Genomic DNA, 16,614 nt, shown 5'->3' with positions numbered 1-16,614 from the left:
GAGGTACCAGCTTCCTGCATTTTTCAAAGTATCCAATGTCTGATCAACAACCATGATTACCGCAACACTCAAGAGCAAACTTCACGAAGACATCTGTCTTCAGCTCAACGTATTGAACCATCCGCTGACCTATCTCTGCGATTGCGGATTTGGGAGCGACTTGACTGTTAAGGACTGCCGTGACACGGCCGCCATTTTCGTGAGCCATACCCATATCGATCACTTCGTCAATTTTGGGCAGGTGATGCGTCACCAATTGGCCATCGGGCGGCGCGTGATCGTCTGCGGTCCTGCCGGACTCGCGCAACATGTGCAACATGCGCTCTTGGCCTTCAATTGGAACCTGCTCGTGTACGACGATCAAGCGGTGAGTTACGAAGTGCGCGAAGTGCATCCCGACGGTCGCATCCGACGCTTTCACCTCGTGACGCCGACCTGGGTCCTCGCGCCCCTGCCCGATTTGGAGGGGCCGGAAGTGTATCGGGATGAAGCTTTTGCGGTCACCACGGCCATTTTGGACCATGGCGTGGATTGCATTGCGTACCTCTTTGCCTGCCATTCCAAGGTGAAAGTGCGCGCCGACCAATGCCCTTATCGGCCGGGAAAATGGATGGCGGAACTCAAAGCGGCATTTGAAGAATCAGATGGGGAACGGTTGATCATCGTGGATGGGGTCACCGCCATTGCCGCCAAGGACTTGTTTCAATATTTGGAGGTCGAGCCGGGATTCCGGGTCGCTTATGTGATGGACCACGCAGCTACGGAAACCAATTTTGAGCGCATTCGCGGGCTGTGTGAGCATGCGGATGAGGTCTATATCGAAGCTTATTACAGTATGGACGATGCCGAAATGGCCTTGAAAAACAAACACAGCATGGCCGGAATGTCAGGCAAGGTGTTGCGGGAGGCAGGCGTCAAAAAGGCTGTTCCCATCCATTTTTCGAGGCGCTACCAAGATCCTGAGGGGCAAGCTAAGCTGTTTTCGGAGTTTGCGACGGCATTCGAAGGGTGAGGAAAAAATAGCAAGTCCCTACCGATATTTCTCAAAGTCCTTGACGAAGGTCAGGTGGAAGCCCACGGTCAAAAACGAATTCCGGTAGGTAAAGGGCGAGTCCCCGAGTGCAAATGCCAGTCCGCCTTGGACTTGCAGCTTCAATTGCTCGTAGCCGACGCGCCCGGTCAGCGTGGGCTCCATGAAGACGGCCGATTCATTGAATTTGGTCGGGACATCGCTGGATTTGGTCAGGTAATGGTTGACCCAGCTGAGTCTCGGTGTAAATCCGAAGTCGACATAAGGGCTGCTGATGCCGATGCTCGGCTGAAAATAGAGTTTGCGGTACAGGTTCTTGTCGTCAATGGGATGTCCCGAATTGCCCGAACCGAATCCGGCCAAGGCCTCGAAACGCATGTATTTGCTGAGTCTCGTGTAGTAGCCGGTTCCCATTTCGCCGTAGAGATGCCGGAAAATGACATTGGTGCTGAAAGATCCTCCGCTGCTGATGGAAAATGTGCTTCCATTTGCCGTGATTGCCCAATGATAATAAGGACTGTAAGCAAGCTGCGCCCCGTAGCCGTTGCTGCCGATGGACATGCCGACTTGGAGTTCGTCGCCCTCGCTCATCAAGGGGACATTGGGCCCGCTCGGCACGTAAATGCTCTGGCAAGAGGACCAAAAGAGGATTGGCACAAGTCCCCACAGGAGTTTCGACAGTTTCATAAAGTGAAATTTCGTGGAAAGCGGAGAAAATGGCAAGCCTCCCGCTTCAACGGGCACAATGCCCTATTCAATGGTTAAGCCCGCAACGCAGAAATGCGCTGCATCAGCGTGGGATGCGAATAATGCAGAAACACATACGCCGGATGCGGGTCGAGATTGCTGAGCGTTTCCACATGCAACTTGATCAAGGCCGACTCCAGTGCCGGACCATCACAGGTTTCCCGGGCAAACGCATCCGCCTCGTATTCATTTTTCCGGGAAAGGAGGTTCATCAACAAGCCCGTCACCTCCGAAATCGGTGAAAACAACATCGCAAAAGCGATCAAGCTGAGGTGAATGCTCGGCGTTGCGGCACCCAAAGCTGCCGACAATTCGGGCAACAGGATGAACCGCGAAAGCACAAACAACATCAAACCGATATTGAGCATGCCCAAGATCGTTCCCAAAATGATATGCCGACGTTTGTAATGCCCGACTTCGTGCGCCAATACCGACAAGATTTCGGGTTGGGACATCTGCGCGATCAAGGTATCGTAGAGTACAATCCGCTTTTGCGAACCAAAGCCTGAAAAGAAGGCATTCGCCTTGGTGCTGCGTTTGGAACCGTCCATTACCATGATATTGCCGAGCGGAAAACCCACTTTGGTGGAATAAGCCTCGATCGCAGACCGCAATTCGCCAGCCTCCAAAGGTTGAAGCTTGTTGAAAAGGGGCATCAGCAATGTGGTATAGAAAAATTGGATACCGAGTGAAAACAGCGAAATCCCGCCCCAAAACCAGATCCAGAAATCTTCTTTGAGCGTATCCACCAGCCAGATGAATGCAAAGAGGATCAGCGATCCCAATACCGCCCCGATGAGGGCGCCTTTGACTTTGTCCAAAACCCAGGTTTTGAAGGTCGTCTTGTTGAATCCGTATTTTTCTTCGATGACAAAGGTGCTGTACAGCGAAAACGGCATCCCGAAGATGCTGCTCGCCGCGCCCAAAACGCCAAAAAAGGTCAAGGCCAGCAGAAAAGGATCGTCCACATACGTGCGGAGATAGCTGTCTAATGCACCCAATCCGCCGAGAATGAGCACCAACAGCGTCCCCACGAAGTTCAACGCACCTGTAAGCAACCCGAAACGCGACTTCTCGCGCAGATAGTTTTGTGACTTGCGGTACCGCTCCTCGTCGTAGAAGGGGCGAAGTTTCTCCGGCAATTCCGGTTTCATGCGGCTCAGGTTGAGCAGGTCGAGCAAGCGATCCAAAACAAAACTGCCGCAAAGCAGCGCGACAATCAGCGTGAGAAGAGTGGAGGGAGACATGGTGCAAAGGTAAGCCAATCAGCGAAATGCGTTGGGCGAAATGTCGCGCTGGGCTCAATGCGCTGACGCCGAAAAATTTTGCTTCTTTTATGCAACTATGTTGCAAACAGCTGTTTTATGACTAACTTTGCTTATCAGGATTAGATTCATGAAACGCAGGCGTACATATTTGGCTTGGATGCTGCTGCTTGTTGCAGTGACATTCGCCGTGCCACGCACTTGGATTCATGATTGCAGTCCGCTGGGCGATGCGCATGGCTTGCATCATGAGGAAGGTGATCACGACGAAGTGGACCATGCCTCCTGCCCGATTTGTGATTTTGCGCCCGCACCCTCGATCGCGCCGATGCAAATGGCCGCGTTGCTTGTCCCTGAAGTCCATCGGGCAATAGCTTCACCAATTCTTGATTTTCATTCCCACCGTTTCCTCCCCAAGGCTGATCTCAGAGGTCCACCGTTTGCTTGAGTAGTGATCGATCCTTTTGGCCGGATCCACACATATATATAAATGTGTTTGATTGGCCGATTTTCCATTCGAATTCATTTTGCGGATTGTTACCATGAGATTGTCAACGACATTGTCGTCTGCCTTCTGGATGTTGTGGCTGTTGGCTTTGGCACCTTTGGCCATGGCACAGCCTGGGGGCCGGCATTGCAACCACACCGTATTTGGCGTAGTCACCGACAGCGAAACGTTGGAGCCATTGGTGTATGCCAAGGTTTATTTCAAGTCCAAAAACAAAGGCGCTGTCACTGGTTTGAACGGCGAATATCAGATCGACGGGCTCTGTGACGGGCCCGATACCCTCACCGTTTCCCATATCGGTTGCGGTCAACAGGACTATGAAGTCATCATCGAGGAAAATACCCACTTTGACATTCAGCTTCCGCATAGTCAGAGCCATTTGGACACGGTACACATTCATGACAAACACGCCGACCCGAAACCGACGCAGGCGGAATCATCGTTGAGCGGCAAGGACCTCGACAAGGTTGCAGGCAAGTCGCTTGGTGAGGCAATGAAGGAAATTGCAGGCGTGAATGCGCTTCAAACAGGTCCCTCGATCTTCAAACCGATGATTCACGGAATGCACAGCAACCGTATCGTGATACTCAACAACGGCGTGCGTCAAGAAAGTCAGCAATGGGGCAGCGAACATGCGCCGGAAATCGACCCCTTCACCGCCACCAAATTGTCCGTAATCAAGGGCGCCAATAGTGTGCGCTACGGGCCCGATGCGATCGCGGGCGTTGTTTTGGTGGAACCGGGGCCGCTTCCCGATTCGGCAGGAGTCAAAGGTGGGCTTCATTTTGTCGGATCGAGCAACGGATGGATGGGTGCCACGGCTGCCATGGTCGAAGGGCGATTCAAAGGTCTGATGCCCCTCGCTTGGCGGCTCCAAGGTTCGGTCAAGCGCGGTGGCAATGTGCATACGCCCGACTATGTGCTCGCAAATACCGGCTTGCGCGAGGCAAATTATAGCGCAACCGTTGGCTGGAGCAAGGAAAGATACGGCATCGAAGCCTTCTACAGCCATTTCAGCAACGATCTGGCCATTTTTGCGGGCTCACATATCGGCAATTTGACCGACCTGCAGACTGCCATTGCAAGCGATACCCCATTGGTGCATGGGACCTTTACTTACAAGATCGGCAGGCCTTCGCAGCATATCGTGCACGACTTGGTCAAGGTCAAGGCTTGGATGGAAACCGGGCATGTCGGCAATCTCACCGCCACATTCGCCTTCCAGCACAATCTGCGGCAGGAATTTGACAATCACCGTTCGGCAGCTAACACCCCTAATGCCGCGCAATTGCATTATGAAATCAGTACCCTTTCCGGGGACATCGTTTGGGAACACCACAAATTCAAAGACTTCAAGGGCAGTTTCGGGCTCACCGGGCAGACACAGGTCAATCGCTACGAGGGCTTTTTCTTCATTCCCAACTTCCAGAATTTCAACATCGGGCCGTTTTGGATCGAACGGTTGGTCAAGTTGCGCTGGGAACTTGAAGCGGGAATCCGATTTGACAAACGCTGGAACCAAATTTGGATGTGGCAAGGCGGTGAAATCATTTCTCCGAAAAAATCCTGGCAGAACTTCAGTGGCAGCCTCGGCGGGCTCGTGCGTGTGGATGAGCACTTGAGTCTTCATGGAAACGTCGGGACAGCTTGGCGTCCTCCGACGATGAATGAGCTGTACAGCAAGGGGTTGCACCATGGTGCGGCAAGCTACGAGATCGGAGACAGTACACTTGGTCCCGAGCAAGCATTGAATAGCACGCTGTCGATGCAGTACAAAGCCCACGAGCATTTCTCCGGCGAAGTGGGGGTCTACTATAATCACATCAATGATTTCATTTACCAGGAACCCACACAGCCGGCCACATTGACCATTCGCGGCGCTTTTCCAACCTTTGTATACAAGCAAGTGGATGCACGTTTTGTGGGGTTGGATGCGGCTTTTGGCTGGCAGATTTCCCACCATTGGCGTTGGAATGGCAAGGTTTCCATGGTCAGGGTGCAGAATCTGACGCTCGATTTGCCCATGATCAACATGCCCGCCGACCGATTTGATTCAGGTTTGAGCTTCGAATTTCACGGTGGCAAGTACGTTCACTCCCCGGTGTTGAGCGTTTCGGGTGTGTATGTGCGCCAACAAAACCGCTTTCCCGAGGGTGTGGACTATGCGAATCCGCCTGCGGCTTGGGCATTGTTGAATGCCGAGGCTTCGGCAACCTTGGTATTCGGTAGGCTTGCCCTGGACGTGAGCCTCGGCGGATACAACCTCACGAATGCCCGATACCGTGAGTATTTGAACCGTTTCCGGTACTATGCCGACGAGATGGGGCGCAACTATTCCCTTCGAATCAAGATTCCAATTTCATTTTCAAAGCAACTTATTCCAGAATCAATATGAAAAAGACAGTTTATCTCAGTGCTTTTGCCCTTTTGCTCATGACTTTGCTCTTTGCCGCATGCAAACCCGATGATCCCGTGGATCCGAATGAAGAGGAGTTGATCACGAAGGTTCAACTGACATTCACTGACAGCGCGACCGGCGCGGCGGTGAGTCAGGTGATTTATTCTGATCCCGACGGTGACGGGGGCAATGCAGCCGTGCGATTTGATTCGATCCGCGTGGATTCGGGAAAGACTTACAACGTCTCCATTGCCTTGTATGACGAGTCAGATGGCGGAAATATCGTAAATATCACAGATGAAGTGCTTGCCGAGGCGCAGGATCACCTTTTTTGTTACACACCGTCTGCCGCAGACGTGTCGATCATCAAAACCGATAGTGACGGGACTTTTCCAGTCGGCATCACGACCCGGTGGTCGGTCGGAAATCCAGGTAGCGGAACCGTCAGGGTAGAGTTGAGGCATCAACCTGACGGCACCAAAGACGGGACTTGCACACCGGGTTCAACGGACGTGCAACTGGATTTCCAAATTATGGTTAATTGATATTGTAAGAATCGATGTTTTGTTGACCGAATTAGGGCAACCTTTCAAGGCTCCATCCAGCGTGATGGAGCCTTTTTTTGTCGATTCTTGATTCAAATCGAAACGTACGTTTGCGAAAGGTGCATCAAAATGGGTATGAATTGTCATGTAAGAGGTTGTTTTGACGCTGGAGCCGTCAGCTTATTCAAACATTCTTTGTGAATATGCTCGCGGATCATACATGGTATTTATTGGATAGATATGGTTGTTGTTTTTTGATCGGGTTTGATCATGCCATTTTCGGGCGTATTTGAGCCATTCTGGATCACATGGAATTTCTTGGAGAAATATTTTTTCGACAAAACATGTGAAAAACTTGCATGGTTTATGTCGGGCTGTTATCTTTGGTATATCAACATCAACGGAGGTGGAGTCCTCCGTGGAGATCAGGTCAACATTTTATCAATCATCAATTTTTAAGAGAATGAAAAAGTTTTTCAACAACTTCGCTGTATTGGCGATTGCTGGCACAGTGCTCTTTGGCTGTCAAGCTGACAAGGTTGCTCCGCAAGAGGGGCGTTCGGGCGCACCTTCAATTGCGGGAGCCGCAGGGGATCCGCATCCGATGCTCGATACGCTTTGTCAGACATCGGATACCCTTTGGCTTTTTAGGGAGGATAATGGCAGTTCTGTCGTTGACAAGTGTTTCGGGGCTGGCGGTGTGCCAGTGGCTTGTAACCCGACTATGCCGTTGAAATGGGGTGGCTTGGTGATAAATGAAGGTTACCTTGCTAGCGAAAACTATCTGGATTGCAATTTCTGGATGGCTCCAGGTTGGTTTTGTGAGTTCAATGATTGGGAGTTTAGTCCAACCAACGGTTTTGGCTTTGACCAAAATGGCATTCCGGTGGTGACGGTGGACTGGAGTCATCGATTGGTCAATCCGGTTGCAAATAAATGGCAATTGCGTTTGGTGGTCGATTCCCTTCCTGCTGGCGAATTTGACATGGCATTGCGCGTAGGTGCTGTGAAGCTCAATCTCTTTGGCGCAGCCGTTGCCGGTTCAGCAACCACTTTGTGGGGTCGCAATGCAGACTGGAATAAGGTAGGAGACAAGTCTGCATCAAATTCGCAATGGGTAATGCACTTCAGTCCTGCTCGCTGCATGAGCACACCACCCCCACCTTCGATCGACACAACCCGCATTTGCGAAGTGGTTTACACCGGTCTCACTTGTACTGGCAATAATTTGAACGCTACCGTTTTGCATCCTTCGACACCTGAGTCTGGCGTGATCACCTATGCTTGGAGCAATGGAGCCACCACGCAAGATCTTGCTGTAAGCCCAACGGTTACCACTGACTACTCCGTCGTGATTAGTGTCGACGGTGTTCCGACGCACTTGGTGATCTTCACTGTGAACGTAATTGATGTTTCTTGTACAATCACGCAAGGTGGAGGCGGAAACGGTGGTGGCAACCACAACGGCCCTGGCCGCAATGGTGGTCATGGAGGCAACGGCGGTCATGGAGGCAATGGTGGATCTGGAAGTGGTTCGGGCAGTGGCTCTGGCAGCGGATCGGGTTCTGGACATGGTGGCAACGGTGGCAATGGTGGCAATGGTGGCACAAACACGGTACAAGGTGTGAAAGTTTGCCATGTGCCCCCAGGAAACCCTGGCGGTGCAACAACCCTCTGCGTCACCTACGGTCAACTCTCTCAGCACGTGACTGGCGTATGCCCAACCAATAATGGTGGTGGCGGCAACGGCGGCTCTGGCAGCGGCTCCGGCTCTGGCTCTGGCCAAGGTTGGGGCGGTAGCGGCTCTGGAAGCGGTAACGGTGGTTCTGGCTCCGGCAGCAATGGCGGCAACGGACACGGATGCGGCGGTCACTCCAACAGCTGCAATGGTCACCACCAAGGGGGCAATTGCAACAATGGCCATAGCGGCTCTGGCAGCGGTGGTAGCGGTAGCGGTCACGGCAGCGGCCAAGGCAGCGGCAGCGGAGGTCACGGCAGCGGTTCGAACGCACATGGCCACGGCTCACACCATGGCGGCGGTTGCCAAGGCAATCAAGGCGGCGGTCACTCAGGGGATATGATCGGTGCTTGCAATAGCAATCCTTGCCTGTAAGGAAGCGATTCAACTAGGAATAAAAAGGGGGAGTGCCATATTGGTGCTCCCCTTTTTTGTCTTTAGCCTCTGGCTTTCCTGCATAGAGGTTCTAGTTGGTCATTGCTTCCGGCCTTGGAGCGATGGCGCTGCCGGAAGGCCCTTGGGTGTGGGAATGGGGCGAATCATTTGCATGGAATCAAAGTGCCTTGCGGGTGGGCTTGCGCTTGCGGCTTGGTGGTTAAGGCGGGTGGTTCAACTGTGAAAGGTGGAATTTGGCGATTTTTCGCCGTCTGCCTCGATTTGGGGCAGGATTCAACGGAAAATTGGTCATTTATTACACCCTGAACCAGTTGATTCATTAAAGTTTTGCATTTAGAGAGAGGATTTTTAGCCCAAACGGAAGATGAAAGAGTTAATAAAGGACGTAAGTTGTTAAATTTCATACATGGGCAGTCGGGTGTGTTAAAAAAATCCAAGAGGCTAAATTTGCTTGAAATGGGCCATTTTGGCGAAATTTGAGCATTGTTGTTTCTTTTCTCGTGGTGAATGAAAAAAAAATGCGCAAAAACATGAAATAAACTTGCATGGATATTTCGTCTTGCCTATCTTTGAATCATCAACAAGAGTAGGTCACTATTCTTACACATTTTTAGGTCAACAGTTATTATCAATCACTAATTTCAAGAGAAGATGAAACGTTTTATTCAATCAGTCGCAGCGGTCGCAATGGCAGGTCTTGTGCTTGTCGGATGTCAGTCTGACAATGTCGTACCTCAGGAAAATAAGAATGGCAACCCCAATCTTGCGGGAGCTCTGGGTGATCCGCATCCGATGCTCGATACCCTTTGCCAATCGTCAGATACACTTTGGTTGTGGCGTGAGGACAACGGCAGCCCAGTCGTTGACAAATGTTTTGGTTATGGTGGCGTGCCCGTCGCATGTAGCCCTACACAACAGCTGAAATGGGGTGGTTTGGTGATGAACGAAGGTTATCTGAACAACGAAAACTTCATTGACTGCAATTTCTGGATGGCACCAGGATGGTTTTGTAACTTCAACAACTGGGAGTTTGGCGTAACCAATAGCTTTACGTTTGATCAAAATGGCATTCCTGTCGTAACCAACGACTGGAGCAACTTGATCGTGAATCCCGTCGCCAATAAGTGGCAGCTTCGCCTCGCAGTTGCAGATCTTCCAACTGGCGAATTTGATTTGGCACTTCGTGTTGGCGCTGTAAAGCTCAACCTCTTTGGTGCAACCATCCCAGGTTCTGCAACAACCCTCTGGGGCCGCAACGCAAAGTGGAACAATACAGCATCCAATTCTGCATCCAACTCTCAGTGGGTCATGCACTTTGCCCCAGCACGCTGCTTGGAAGTTCAGACTCCTGTCTTGGCATCTTGCGAAACGTTCTATGCTGGCGTAGTGAGCTGCACCAACATTAGTGCTGACATCACTGGTTTGTCGGGTGCATTGACCTATCAGTGGTCAAATGGTGCAACTTCACCATCCATCAACGTTTGCCCCACTGCCACCACCACATATTCTGTTACCATCAAGGATGCCACCGGTACTGCTGTGCGCATCAACGAGGTGACTGTGAACTATGTCGATGCAGCTTGCGGAAATGGCAACAATACGAAGGTTTGGGTTTGCCACATTCCACCAGGAAACCCAGAAAATCCACAAGAAATTTGCATCTCGACAAGTGCACTTCCTGCACACATTGAAAGGTTCCGCGTAGCGGGTACCAACCCCAACCAAGGCCACGACTCTGGTTGCGAAATTGGTCGCTGCAACTCGAATACTTGCTTGTAAGCGAGCGTTCTCAACCAATCATAAAAAGGGAGGGCCATTACAGCCCTCCCTTTTTTGTTTGGGCATTCGCCCAATCATTCGTTTCTATTCTTTATCCACCTTTCAGGCCAATCCCCGGAGATTCAGGTATTCCATCCAACTCTCCAACTGCTTGCCCTTCAATACCCGCGGAAACTTGCTCTGTGCGCCCAGCTTACCCAACTTGTCAAGGTAGTCGATAAAAACCCTGCTGGGAAGCAGCTTGACAAACATGTAGGCCAATGCATGTTTCCTTTCCACAGCATAGTCGTCATTGACTTTGGCCAATTCCTCGTCAAGCACTTGCTGCACCTTGGCCGCATCCGCCGGTTCGTCACAGGCTATGTACCATTGATGCCCAAACCTGCCTTCATAGGGGATGCCGGTCACACCAAATTCCGGAAAATTCAGACCGAGCCGATCCGCAGTGTTGGCGAGGGCATGGGTCATATTGTCTACGCTGAGGTGCTCGCCGACCAAGCTGAGAAAATGCTTGGTGCGACCATCGATGATCAGCTCATAAGGGTCGTTGTTGACAAACCTGACCACATCGCCGATCAGGTAGCGCCACGCGCCTGCGCAGGTACTCATTACGAGCGCGTAAGGCTTGTGAAGTTCGATTTCTGACAATGTAAAGGTCTGTGCATGATTGTCGCGCAACTGACCGTCTTGGTCAAATGTGGCATCGTCAAAAGGCAAAAATTCGTAGAAAATGCCATGCTCGGCAAGCAATTCCATTCCCTTGGAATCCGGATGGCCTTGCAATGCGATAAATCCTTCCGACGCGAGATAGGTTTCCACGAATGCCACGTCGCGAGTGAAATGCGTTTGCAGCTTTTTGCGGTAAGGTTCGATCGAAACACCCCCGTGGATAAATGCCTGAAAATTGGGCCAAATCTCGTGAATGCTGTTCGCTCCGTAACGTTCCTCGATGCGTTCCATCAGGATGTCGAGCCAAGCCGGAACCCCGGCAACGACGCCGATGTCCCATTTCGGCGCATTTTGAACCATCAAACGCAGCCTGCTTTCCCAGCTTGTGGCATTGGAAATGCGTCGGCCAGGCTTCTGTAAGGTTTTGATTACCCGTGGTATATGCTTCGCGTGAATCCCGCTCACGTCACCCTTGTAGTGATTTCCATAGTACTGCAAAGTCGTCGAACCACTAAGGGTCAGGACTTTTTTGCTGATGATCGTCGGGCTCACCTTGAACCGTCGCAAGATCAACAACTGCCGAACGCTCGCCTGCTGCGTCGCCCGAATCAGGTCTTTGGTCACGGGGATGTTCTTGGACGGCGCACCTGAGGTACCTGAGCTCAAGGCGAAATATTTGATTTTCCCCGGCCAACAGATATCGGCTTCGCCTTGCTCGGCACGTTGCCACCAAGGGTGGATCGTGTCATAGTTGCTCAGTGGCACGGTATCGCGAAACCGCCTGAGGGGATCTTCAGAGCCCAAAATTTCCTCAAATCCGTAGTATTTGCCGAATGCGGTGTCTTTTGCCTTGACAAGCAACTTTGTAAAAGTGCGGTCTTGTCCCAGAATCGGACTTTTTCGAAGTTTTCGCATCGCTTCGGCCATCGCGACCCGTTTCTTGATCGCATCTGAAAGTGGAATCATGTTTTGTTTTTCTCCATCAAATCTTGCCTTGGTTGCAAGGCTACCCGATCAAAAATACAGCTTTTTTCAAGGAATGCGACAGTTGATGCACTCATTCTGACCGTCAATGCAACAATTCGATCAGAATGACGTTGGGCGACTTGTGGGCAACGTCTTGACTTAGTAAATTTAGTGCTTTCGACCCATTCATTGGGGTGATGGTATGCAGCAACACACGCGACGACTCCTTTTTGTTTTTGCAGCCTTGTTCTTGATCGGGAATTGGGTGGCCGCTTCAGGTCATTCAGACTCCTCAGCGATTCGCTTTATCGAAAATAAAGGGCAATGGGAGCCGCAGGTGCTTTTTGTTGCTGACATTCCGATGGGAAGGGTCTTTTTGGAAAAGGACAGGCTCACCTACGCTTTTTGCGATGTGAGCAACCTCCACGACCAAATGTTTCACAACCCTCCCGGCAAACCTGTCGATTCCACGATTGATTGCCATGCCTTCGCGGTAAAGTTTGCCGGCGCGCAATCTCCAGATCTTATTCTCGGCGAACAAAAAGTCCCTGAATACCACAACTATTACCATGGGAACGTCCCTGAAAAGTGGGCCTCAGAGGTGCCGATGTTCCAGCAAGTGCGGTACAAAAACCTCTATCCAGGAGTTGATTTTGTGATCTATGCCCACGGGCTTGGCTTGAAGTATGATTTTGTCGTGCATCCCAACGCTGATGCGGGTAGAATCAAACTGGCCTATGAGGGTCTGGATGCGCTTGGAATCGAAAAGGGTCAGTTGAAAATGGTCACTTCGATCAACGAGATCCGCGAGGAACGGCCCATCGCCTTTCAAAAAGATCAGCCGCTGCCTTGTTCCTTCAGCTTGACAGGAAATGAACTCAGCTTCTTTTTTCCAGAAGGATACGATGGCAAATCGGAGTTGGTCATTGATCCGACCTTGGTATTTTCGACGTTTACAGGCTCCACCGCTAACAATTTCGGCTTTTCAGCGACGTATGATGCGAGCGGAAATCTCTATGCGGGTGGCATTGCCTACGCGCAGGGATATCCTGTGTCGTTGGGGGCCTACCAAACCAATTTCCGGGGCGGATTTGACGTCTCCATTACCAAATTCAGCGCCACCGGTGCGATGCTGTACTCGACCTACTTGGGTGGCAGCAACCCTGATCAGCCTCATAGCATGGTCGTCGACGTGTTTGGTAACTTGTTTGTCTTTGGCATGACGCGGTCCAATGACTTTCCGACGACACAAGGCCGATACGATGCCACATTGAATGGGGCTACGGATATCTACGTGTCCAAGCTCAATCCTGGTGGAACGTCCTTGATGGCAAGTACTTACGTCGGCGGTGACGGCTTGGATGCCTTCAATATTGACAACAGCTACACACAAAACAGTATCAAGCACAATTACGGGGACGACGCCCGTGGGGAAATCGTTTCTGACCAATTTGGCAATGTTTACATTGCCTCGTGTACCCGATCAGGAAATTTTCCAACCACACCGGGGGCATTCCGTCCGCAAATATCCAGCGTTCAGGACGGCGTGGTTTTCAAAATGAATCCCGGATTGACGCAATTGCTTTGGAGCACGCACTTGGGCGGAAATGGAGATGATGCTGCCTATTCACTGAAACTCGATGCCAATCAGGGAGTGTACGTGACCGGCGGCACCGCAAGCTCGAATTTTCCAACGACACCGGCCACGGTTTCTCCAGCCAAACCAGGCGGCATCGACGGATTTCTCACGCATCTCAATCCGCAAGGAACCGGCCTCGTCTCGAGCACCTATATCGGGACACCGCAGTATGATCAATGTTATTTTGTCGAAATCGATCAGGATGGCGACGTGTATATTGTCGGTCAGACGGATGGCAACTTTTTGCGAACCCCGGGTGTTTGGAGCGCCGGCACCACAGGGCAGTTTATTCAAAAGCTTGATCCTGATCTCTCAATCATCCATTATTCCACCGTGTTTGGAAACGGGAATGGTGTAAGCATTTCACCGACGGCATTTTTGGTGGATGTCTGCGAATACGTGTATGTCTCAGGTTGGGGCGGTGCAACGAATTTCATGGGAAATACCCTTGGACTTCCGACCACTCCGAATGCCATTCAACAATCGACCGACGGCAGTGATTTGTATTTGATCGTCCTGCAAAATGATGCGGTTGCCTTGAACTTCGCTACGTTTATGGGCGGCTCCTTGAGCAACGAGCACGTGGACGGCGGCACGAGTCGGTTCAGCAAACATGCCGAAGTTTATCAGGCAGTCTGCGCCGGTTGCTGGAACAATTCCGATTTCCCGACGACGCCGGGGGCCTATTCCCCGAATAACAATGCCGGTCAGGGCGGCTGTAACCTTGCATGTTTCAAAATGGATCTGGAATTGGAAGGAATTGTGGCTGATTTTCAGCCGGTTCCTGCATTGGGTGGCTGTGCGCCACATACCGTGCAATTCCAGAATCAAAGTACGGGTGGCGTTTCCTTTTTCTGGAATTTTGATGACCCATCCTCCGGTGGAGCCAATACCGCCGCTACATTCAATGCCAGTCATACCTTTCAATTTCCAGGCACCTACAATGTCATGCTGATTGTGGCCGATCCCAATAGCTGCAATGAGCTCGATACCAGTTACCGCACCATCAATGTTTATCCTTATCCGGTTTTGACGCTTACGCCGGACACTAGCTTTTGCGAAGGGCAGGGAATCACATTGCAGGCAGCAGGCGGTCAATTTTTTCAATGGAGCCCGCCGATCGGGCTCAGCAGTACCACCACAGGAACGACATTTGCCAATCCTGCTGCAAGTCAGACCTATACTGTGATTACGACCAACCCGGGCGGCTGCGCCGATACGGGGCAAGTGACGATCAGCATATTGCCTTTGCCCACTGCGAATGCGGGTACAGGAGGGTTTATTTGCCCGGGTGACAGCGTGCAGCTCGGCGCAAGCGGCGGCGGATTCTACAATTGGAGCAATCCCACCACCTTGAGCAACAATGCCATACCCAATCCGTTTGCGTTTCCAACCCAGACCACCAATTACACCTTGACTGTCACGGCCTTGAATGGCTGCACAGACACGGATACTGTCACCGTACAAGTCAGCACGGTTTTGGCCCAACCCGGACCTGATATTGATCTTTGTATTGGAGATGGCATTCCGTTGAACGGTTCCGGTGGCGGAACCTATCTCTGGCAACCGCCAACGGGACTTTCTGCCACCAATATTGCCAATCCGGTTGCGAGCCCGACGGTAAACACGACCTATACGCTGACCGTCACCGACGCATTTGGCTGCTCGCATACCGACAGCCTCCGGGTGACCGTTCATCCACTGCCGGTGATTGATGTGGGTCCAGATTTTGTGATGTGCGAAAACGATACCGTACAACTGACTGCCACGGGTGCAGCGACCTATTCTTGGTCGCCGCCAACTGCCTTGAGCAACCCCAACAGTGGCTCGCCGCTCACTTACCCGAGCAGCGACATCACGTACATCGTGACAGGTACAGACATCTACGGCTGTCGCGATCAAGATACGCTTTCGATTGATGTGATGCCTGCGCCTGTGGCACAGGCTTGGGGTGGGACGGTGATCTGTGAAGATTCATCCATCCAAGTATTCGCTTCGGGAGGCAATTCCTATGCCTGGTCGCCAGCGATCGTGTTCAATGATCCACAATTGCAAAACCCGGTTGCGGTGCTCACGCAGACCACCGACCTGATTGTCACCGTATTTGGCGCCAACGGCTGCCGTGATTGGGACACCGTGAACGTGCCCGTAACACCCACACCTGTAGCGCAGATCACTGGCCCGCCGCTCCTTTGCCGTGGAGAACGTACCGTCCTGCTCGGATCAGGAGGGGATATTTTACTTTGGAGTACGGGAGAGTCGACCGTTAGAATCGATGTATTTCCCTCCCAAACAACGCTTTATACGCTTACTACGTTTGTTGACGGTTGCCCCAGTTTGCCCGACAGCTTGGTCATGACTGTAGACACAATGCTGCCGATTGCCGATTTTTTTGCCGATCCGGATTCAGGAATACTTCCGTTTTCGACTACTTTCTTTAATCAAAGCCAATTAGGGAGTTCTTGGCTTTGGGATTTTGGGGACGGCAATGGAAGCACATCCTTCAGTCCTTCCCATGAATATCAGGATACAGGCCGTTTTGATGTATTGTTGATCGTGACTTCTGCAACCGGATGCCGTGATTCGGCTGTGCAACGGGTGATTGTCGGCGCCGACTTTACGATTTATATTCCGAATGCATTTACCCCCAACGGCGACGGCCTCAACGATTTTTTCTTCGTCAAATGGATCGGTGTAAAGGAGTTCCACGTCATGTTGTTTGACCGATGGGGGATGATGATCTACGAGTCCTTTGATCCTGATTTTCAATGGGATGGTTCACTCCACGACAAGGGAGTGCAGGAGGGAGTCTACACTTATGTGATTGAGGCCAGAGGTTATCTCAGTGAAAAAGTAAAACGCGCCGGAACAGTTACGCTACTCAGGTAGGACTTTCAGAGGCATACACATCCTTGGCACCATTTTAAAGAGGCT

10 protein-coding genes are annotated in these 16,614 nt (G+C 51.5%); 7 read left to right on the top strand and 3 right to left on the bottom strand.

Annotated features, from left to right (window positions below; all coding sequences use genetic code 11):
* Positions 1 to 52 precede the first annotated feature (52 nt).
* Entirely contained in the window at positions 53 to 1,012 is a 960-nt protein-coding gene (locus IPN95_05955; GenBank protein ID MBK9448947.1) for a peptidase, read from the top strand.
* An 18-nt stretch (positions 1,013 to 1,030) separates the two neighbouring features.
* On the opposite strand, the gene IPN95_05950 is transcribed toward IPN95_05955, so the two are convergent.
* Both IPN95_05950 and IPN95_05945 read right to left on the bottom strand, forming a co-directional pair.
* Positions 1,031 to 1,717: a hypothetical protein gene (locus IPN95_05950; protein MBK9448946.1), complete on the bottom strand. Its 687-nt coding sequence runs from the start codon at positions 1,715 to 1,717 to the stop codon at positions 1,031 to 1,033.
* Between the two features lie 74 nt (positions 1,718 to 1,791).
* Positions 1,792 to 3,024: a M48 family metallopeptidase gene (locus IPN95_05945; GenBank protein ID MBK9448945.1), complete on the bottom strand. Its 1,233-nt coding sequence runs from the start codon at positions 3,022 to 3,024 to the stop codon at positions 1,792 to 1,794.
* A 148-nt stretch (positions 3,025 to 3,172) separates the two neighbouring features.
* On the opposite strand from IPN95_05945, the gene IPN95_05940 reads away from it, so the two are divergent.
* From IPN95_05940 to IPN95_05920, 5 genes are all read left to right on the top strand, one after another.
* Entirely contained in the window at positions 3,173 to 3,490 is a 318-nt protein-coding gene (locus IPN95_05940; GenBank protein MBK9448944.1) for a DUF2946 family protein, read from the top strand.
* A gap of 94 nt (positions 3,491 to 3,584) precedes the next feature.
* Entirely contained in the window at positions 3,585 to 5,945 is a 2,361-nt protein-coding gene (locus IPN95_05935) for a TonB-dependent receptor (protein ID MBK9448943.1), read from the top strand.
* A complete protein-coding gene (locus IPN95_05930) occupies positions 5,942 to 6,493 on the top strand; it encodes a hypothetical protein (protein ID MBK9448942.1) in 552 nt (183 codons plus the stop codon). Before IPN95_05935 ends, IPN95_05930 begins: the two co-directional genes overlap by 4 nt.
* A 463-nt stretch (positions 6,494 to 6,956) precedes the next feature.
* Positions 6,957 to 8,606 (top strand): hypothetical protein, encoded by a 1,650-nt coding sequence (locus tag IPN95_05925; protein MBK9448941.1) that lies wholly within the window; start codon positions 6,957 to 6,959, stop codon positions 8,604 to 8,606.
* Between the two features lie 672 nt (positions 8,607 to 9,278).
* Positions 9,279 to 10,406, top strand: coding sequence for a hypothetical protein (locus tag IPN95_05920; GenBank protein ID MBK9448940.1), 1,128 nt, complete (start codon positions 9,279 to 9,281; stop codon positions 10,404 to 10,406).
* A 102-nt stretch (positions 10,407 to 10,508) separates the two neighbouring features.
* On the opposite strand, the gene IPN95_05915 is transcribed toward IPN95_05920, so the two are convergent.
* Positions 10,509 to 12,041 carry a GH3 auxin-responsive promoter family protein gene (locus IPN95_05915; GenBank protein MBK9448939.1) on the bottom strand — a complete coding sequence of 511 codons (1,533 nt, stop codon included), beginning with the start codon at positions 12,039 to 12,041 and terminating at the stop codon, positions 10,509 to 10,511.
* Positions 12,042 to 12,243: 202 nt separating this feature from the next.
* Between IPN95_05915 and IPN95_05910 the strand changes: the two genes are divergently transcribed.
* A complete protein-coding gene (locus tag IPN95_05910; GenBank protein ID MBK9448938.1) occupies positions 12,244 to 16,569 on the top strand; it encodes a gliding motility-associated C-terminal domain-containing protein in 4,326 nt (1,441 codons plus the stop codon).
* Positions 16,570 to 16,614: the final 45 nt, after the last annotated feature.

It is taken from the genome of Bacteroidota bacterium (assembly GCA_016718825.1).
Lineage (GTDB): Bacteria > Bacteroidota > Bacteroidia > J057 > JADKCL01 > JADKCL01.
The sequence above is the reverse complement of the archived record's forward strand: the minus strand, read 5'-3'. Positions and strand labels throughout refer to the sequence as shown.

Coding starts and splice junctions, on each gene's coding strand:
- IPN95_05955 (MBK9448947.1), top strand. CDS start 53: ATGATTACCGCAACACTCAAGAGCAAACTTCACGAAGACATCTGTCTT.
- IPN95_05950 (MBK9448946.1), bottom strand. CDS start 1,717: ATGAAACTGTCGAAACTCCTGTGGGGACTTGTGCCAATCCTCTTTTGG.
- IPN95_05945 (MBK9448945.1), bottom strand. CDS start 3,024: ATGTCTCCCTCCACTCTTCTCACGCTGATTGTCGCGCTGCTTTGCGGC.
- IPN95_05940 (MBK9448944.1), top strand. CDS start 3,173: ATGAAACGCAGGCGTACATATTTGGCTTGGATGCTGCTGCTTGTTGCA.
- IPN95_05935 (MBK9448943.1), top strand. CDS start 3,585: ATGAGATTGTCAACGACATTGTCGTCTGCCTTCTGGATGTTGTGGCTG.
- IPN95_05930 (MBK9448942.1), top strand. CDS start 5,942: ATGAAAAAGACAGTTTATCTCAGTGCTTTTGCCCTTTTGCTCATGACT.
- IPN95_05925 (MBK9448941.1), top strand. CDS start 6,957: ATGAAAAAGTTTTTCAACAACTTCGCTGTATTGGCGATTGCTGGCACA.
- IPN95_05920 (MBK9448940.1), top strand. CDS start 9,279: ATGAAACGTTTTATTCAATCAGTCGCAGCGGTCGCAATGGCAGGTCTT.
- IPN95_05915 (MBK9448939.1), bottom strand. CDS start 12,041: ATGATTCCACTTTCAGATGCGATCAAGAAACGGGTCGCGATGGCCGAA.
- IPN95_05910 (MBK9448938.1), top strand. CDS start 12,244: ATGCAGCAACACACGCGACGACTCCTTTTTGTTTTTGCAGCCTTGTTC.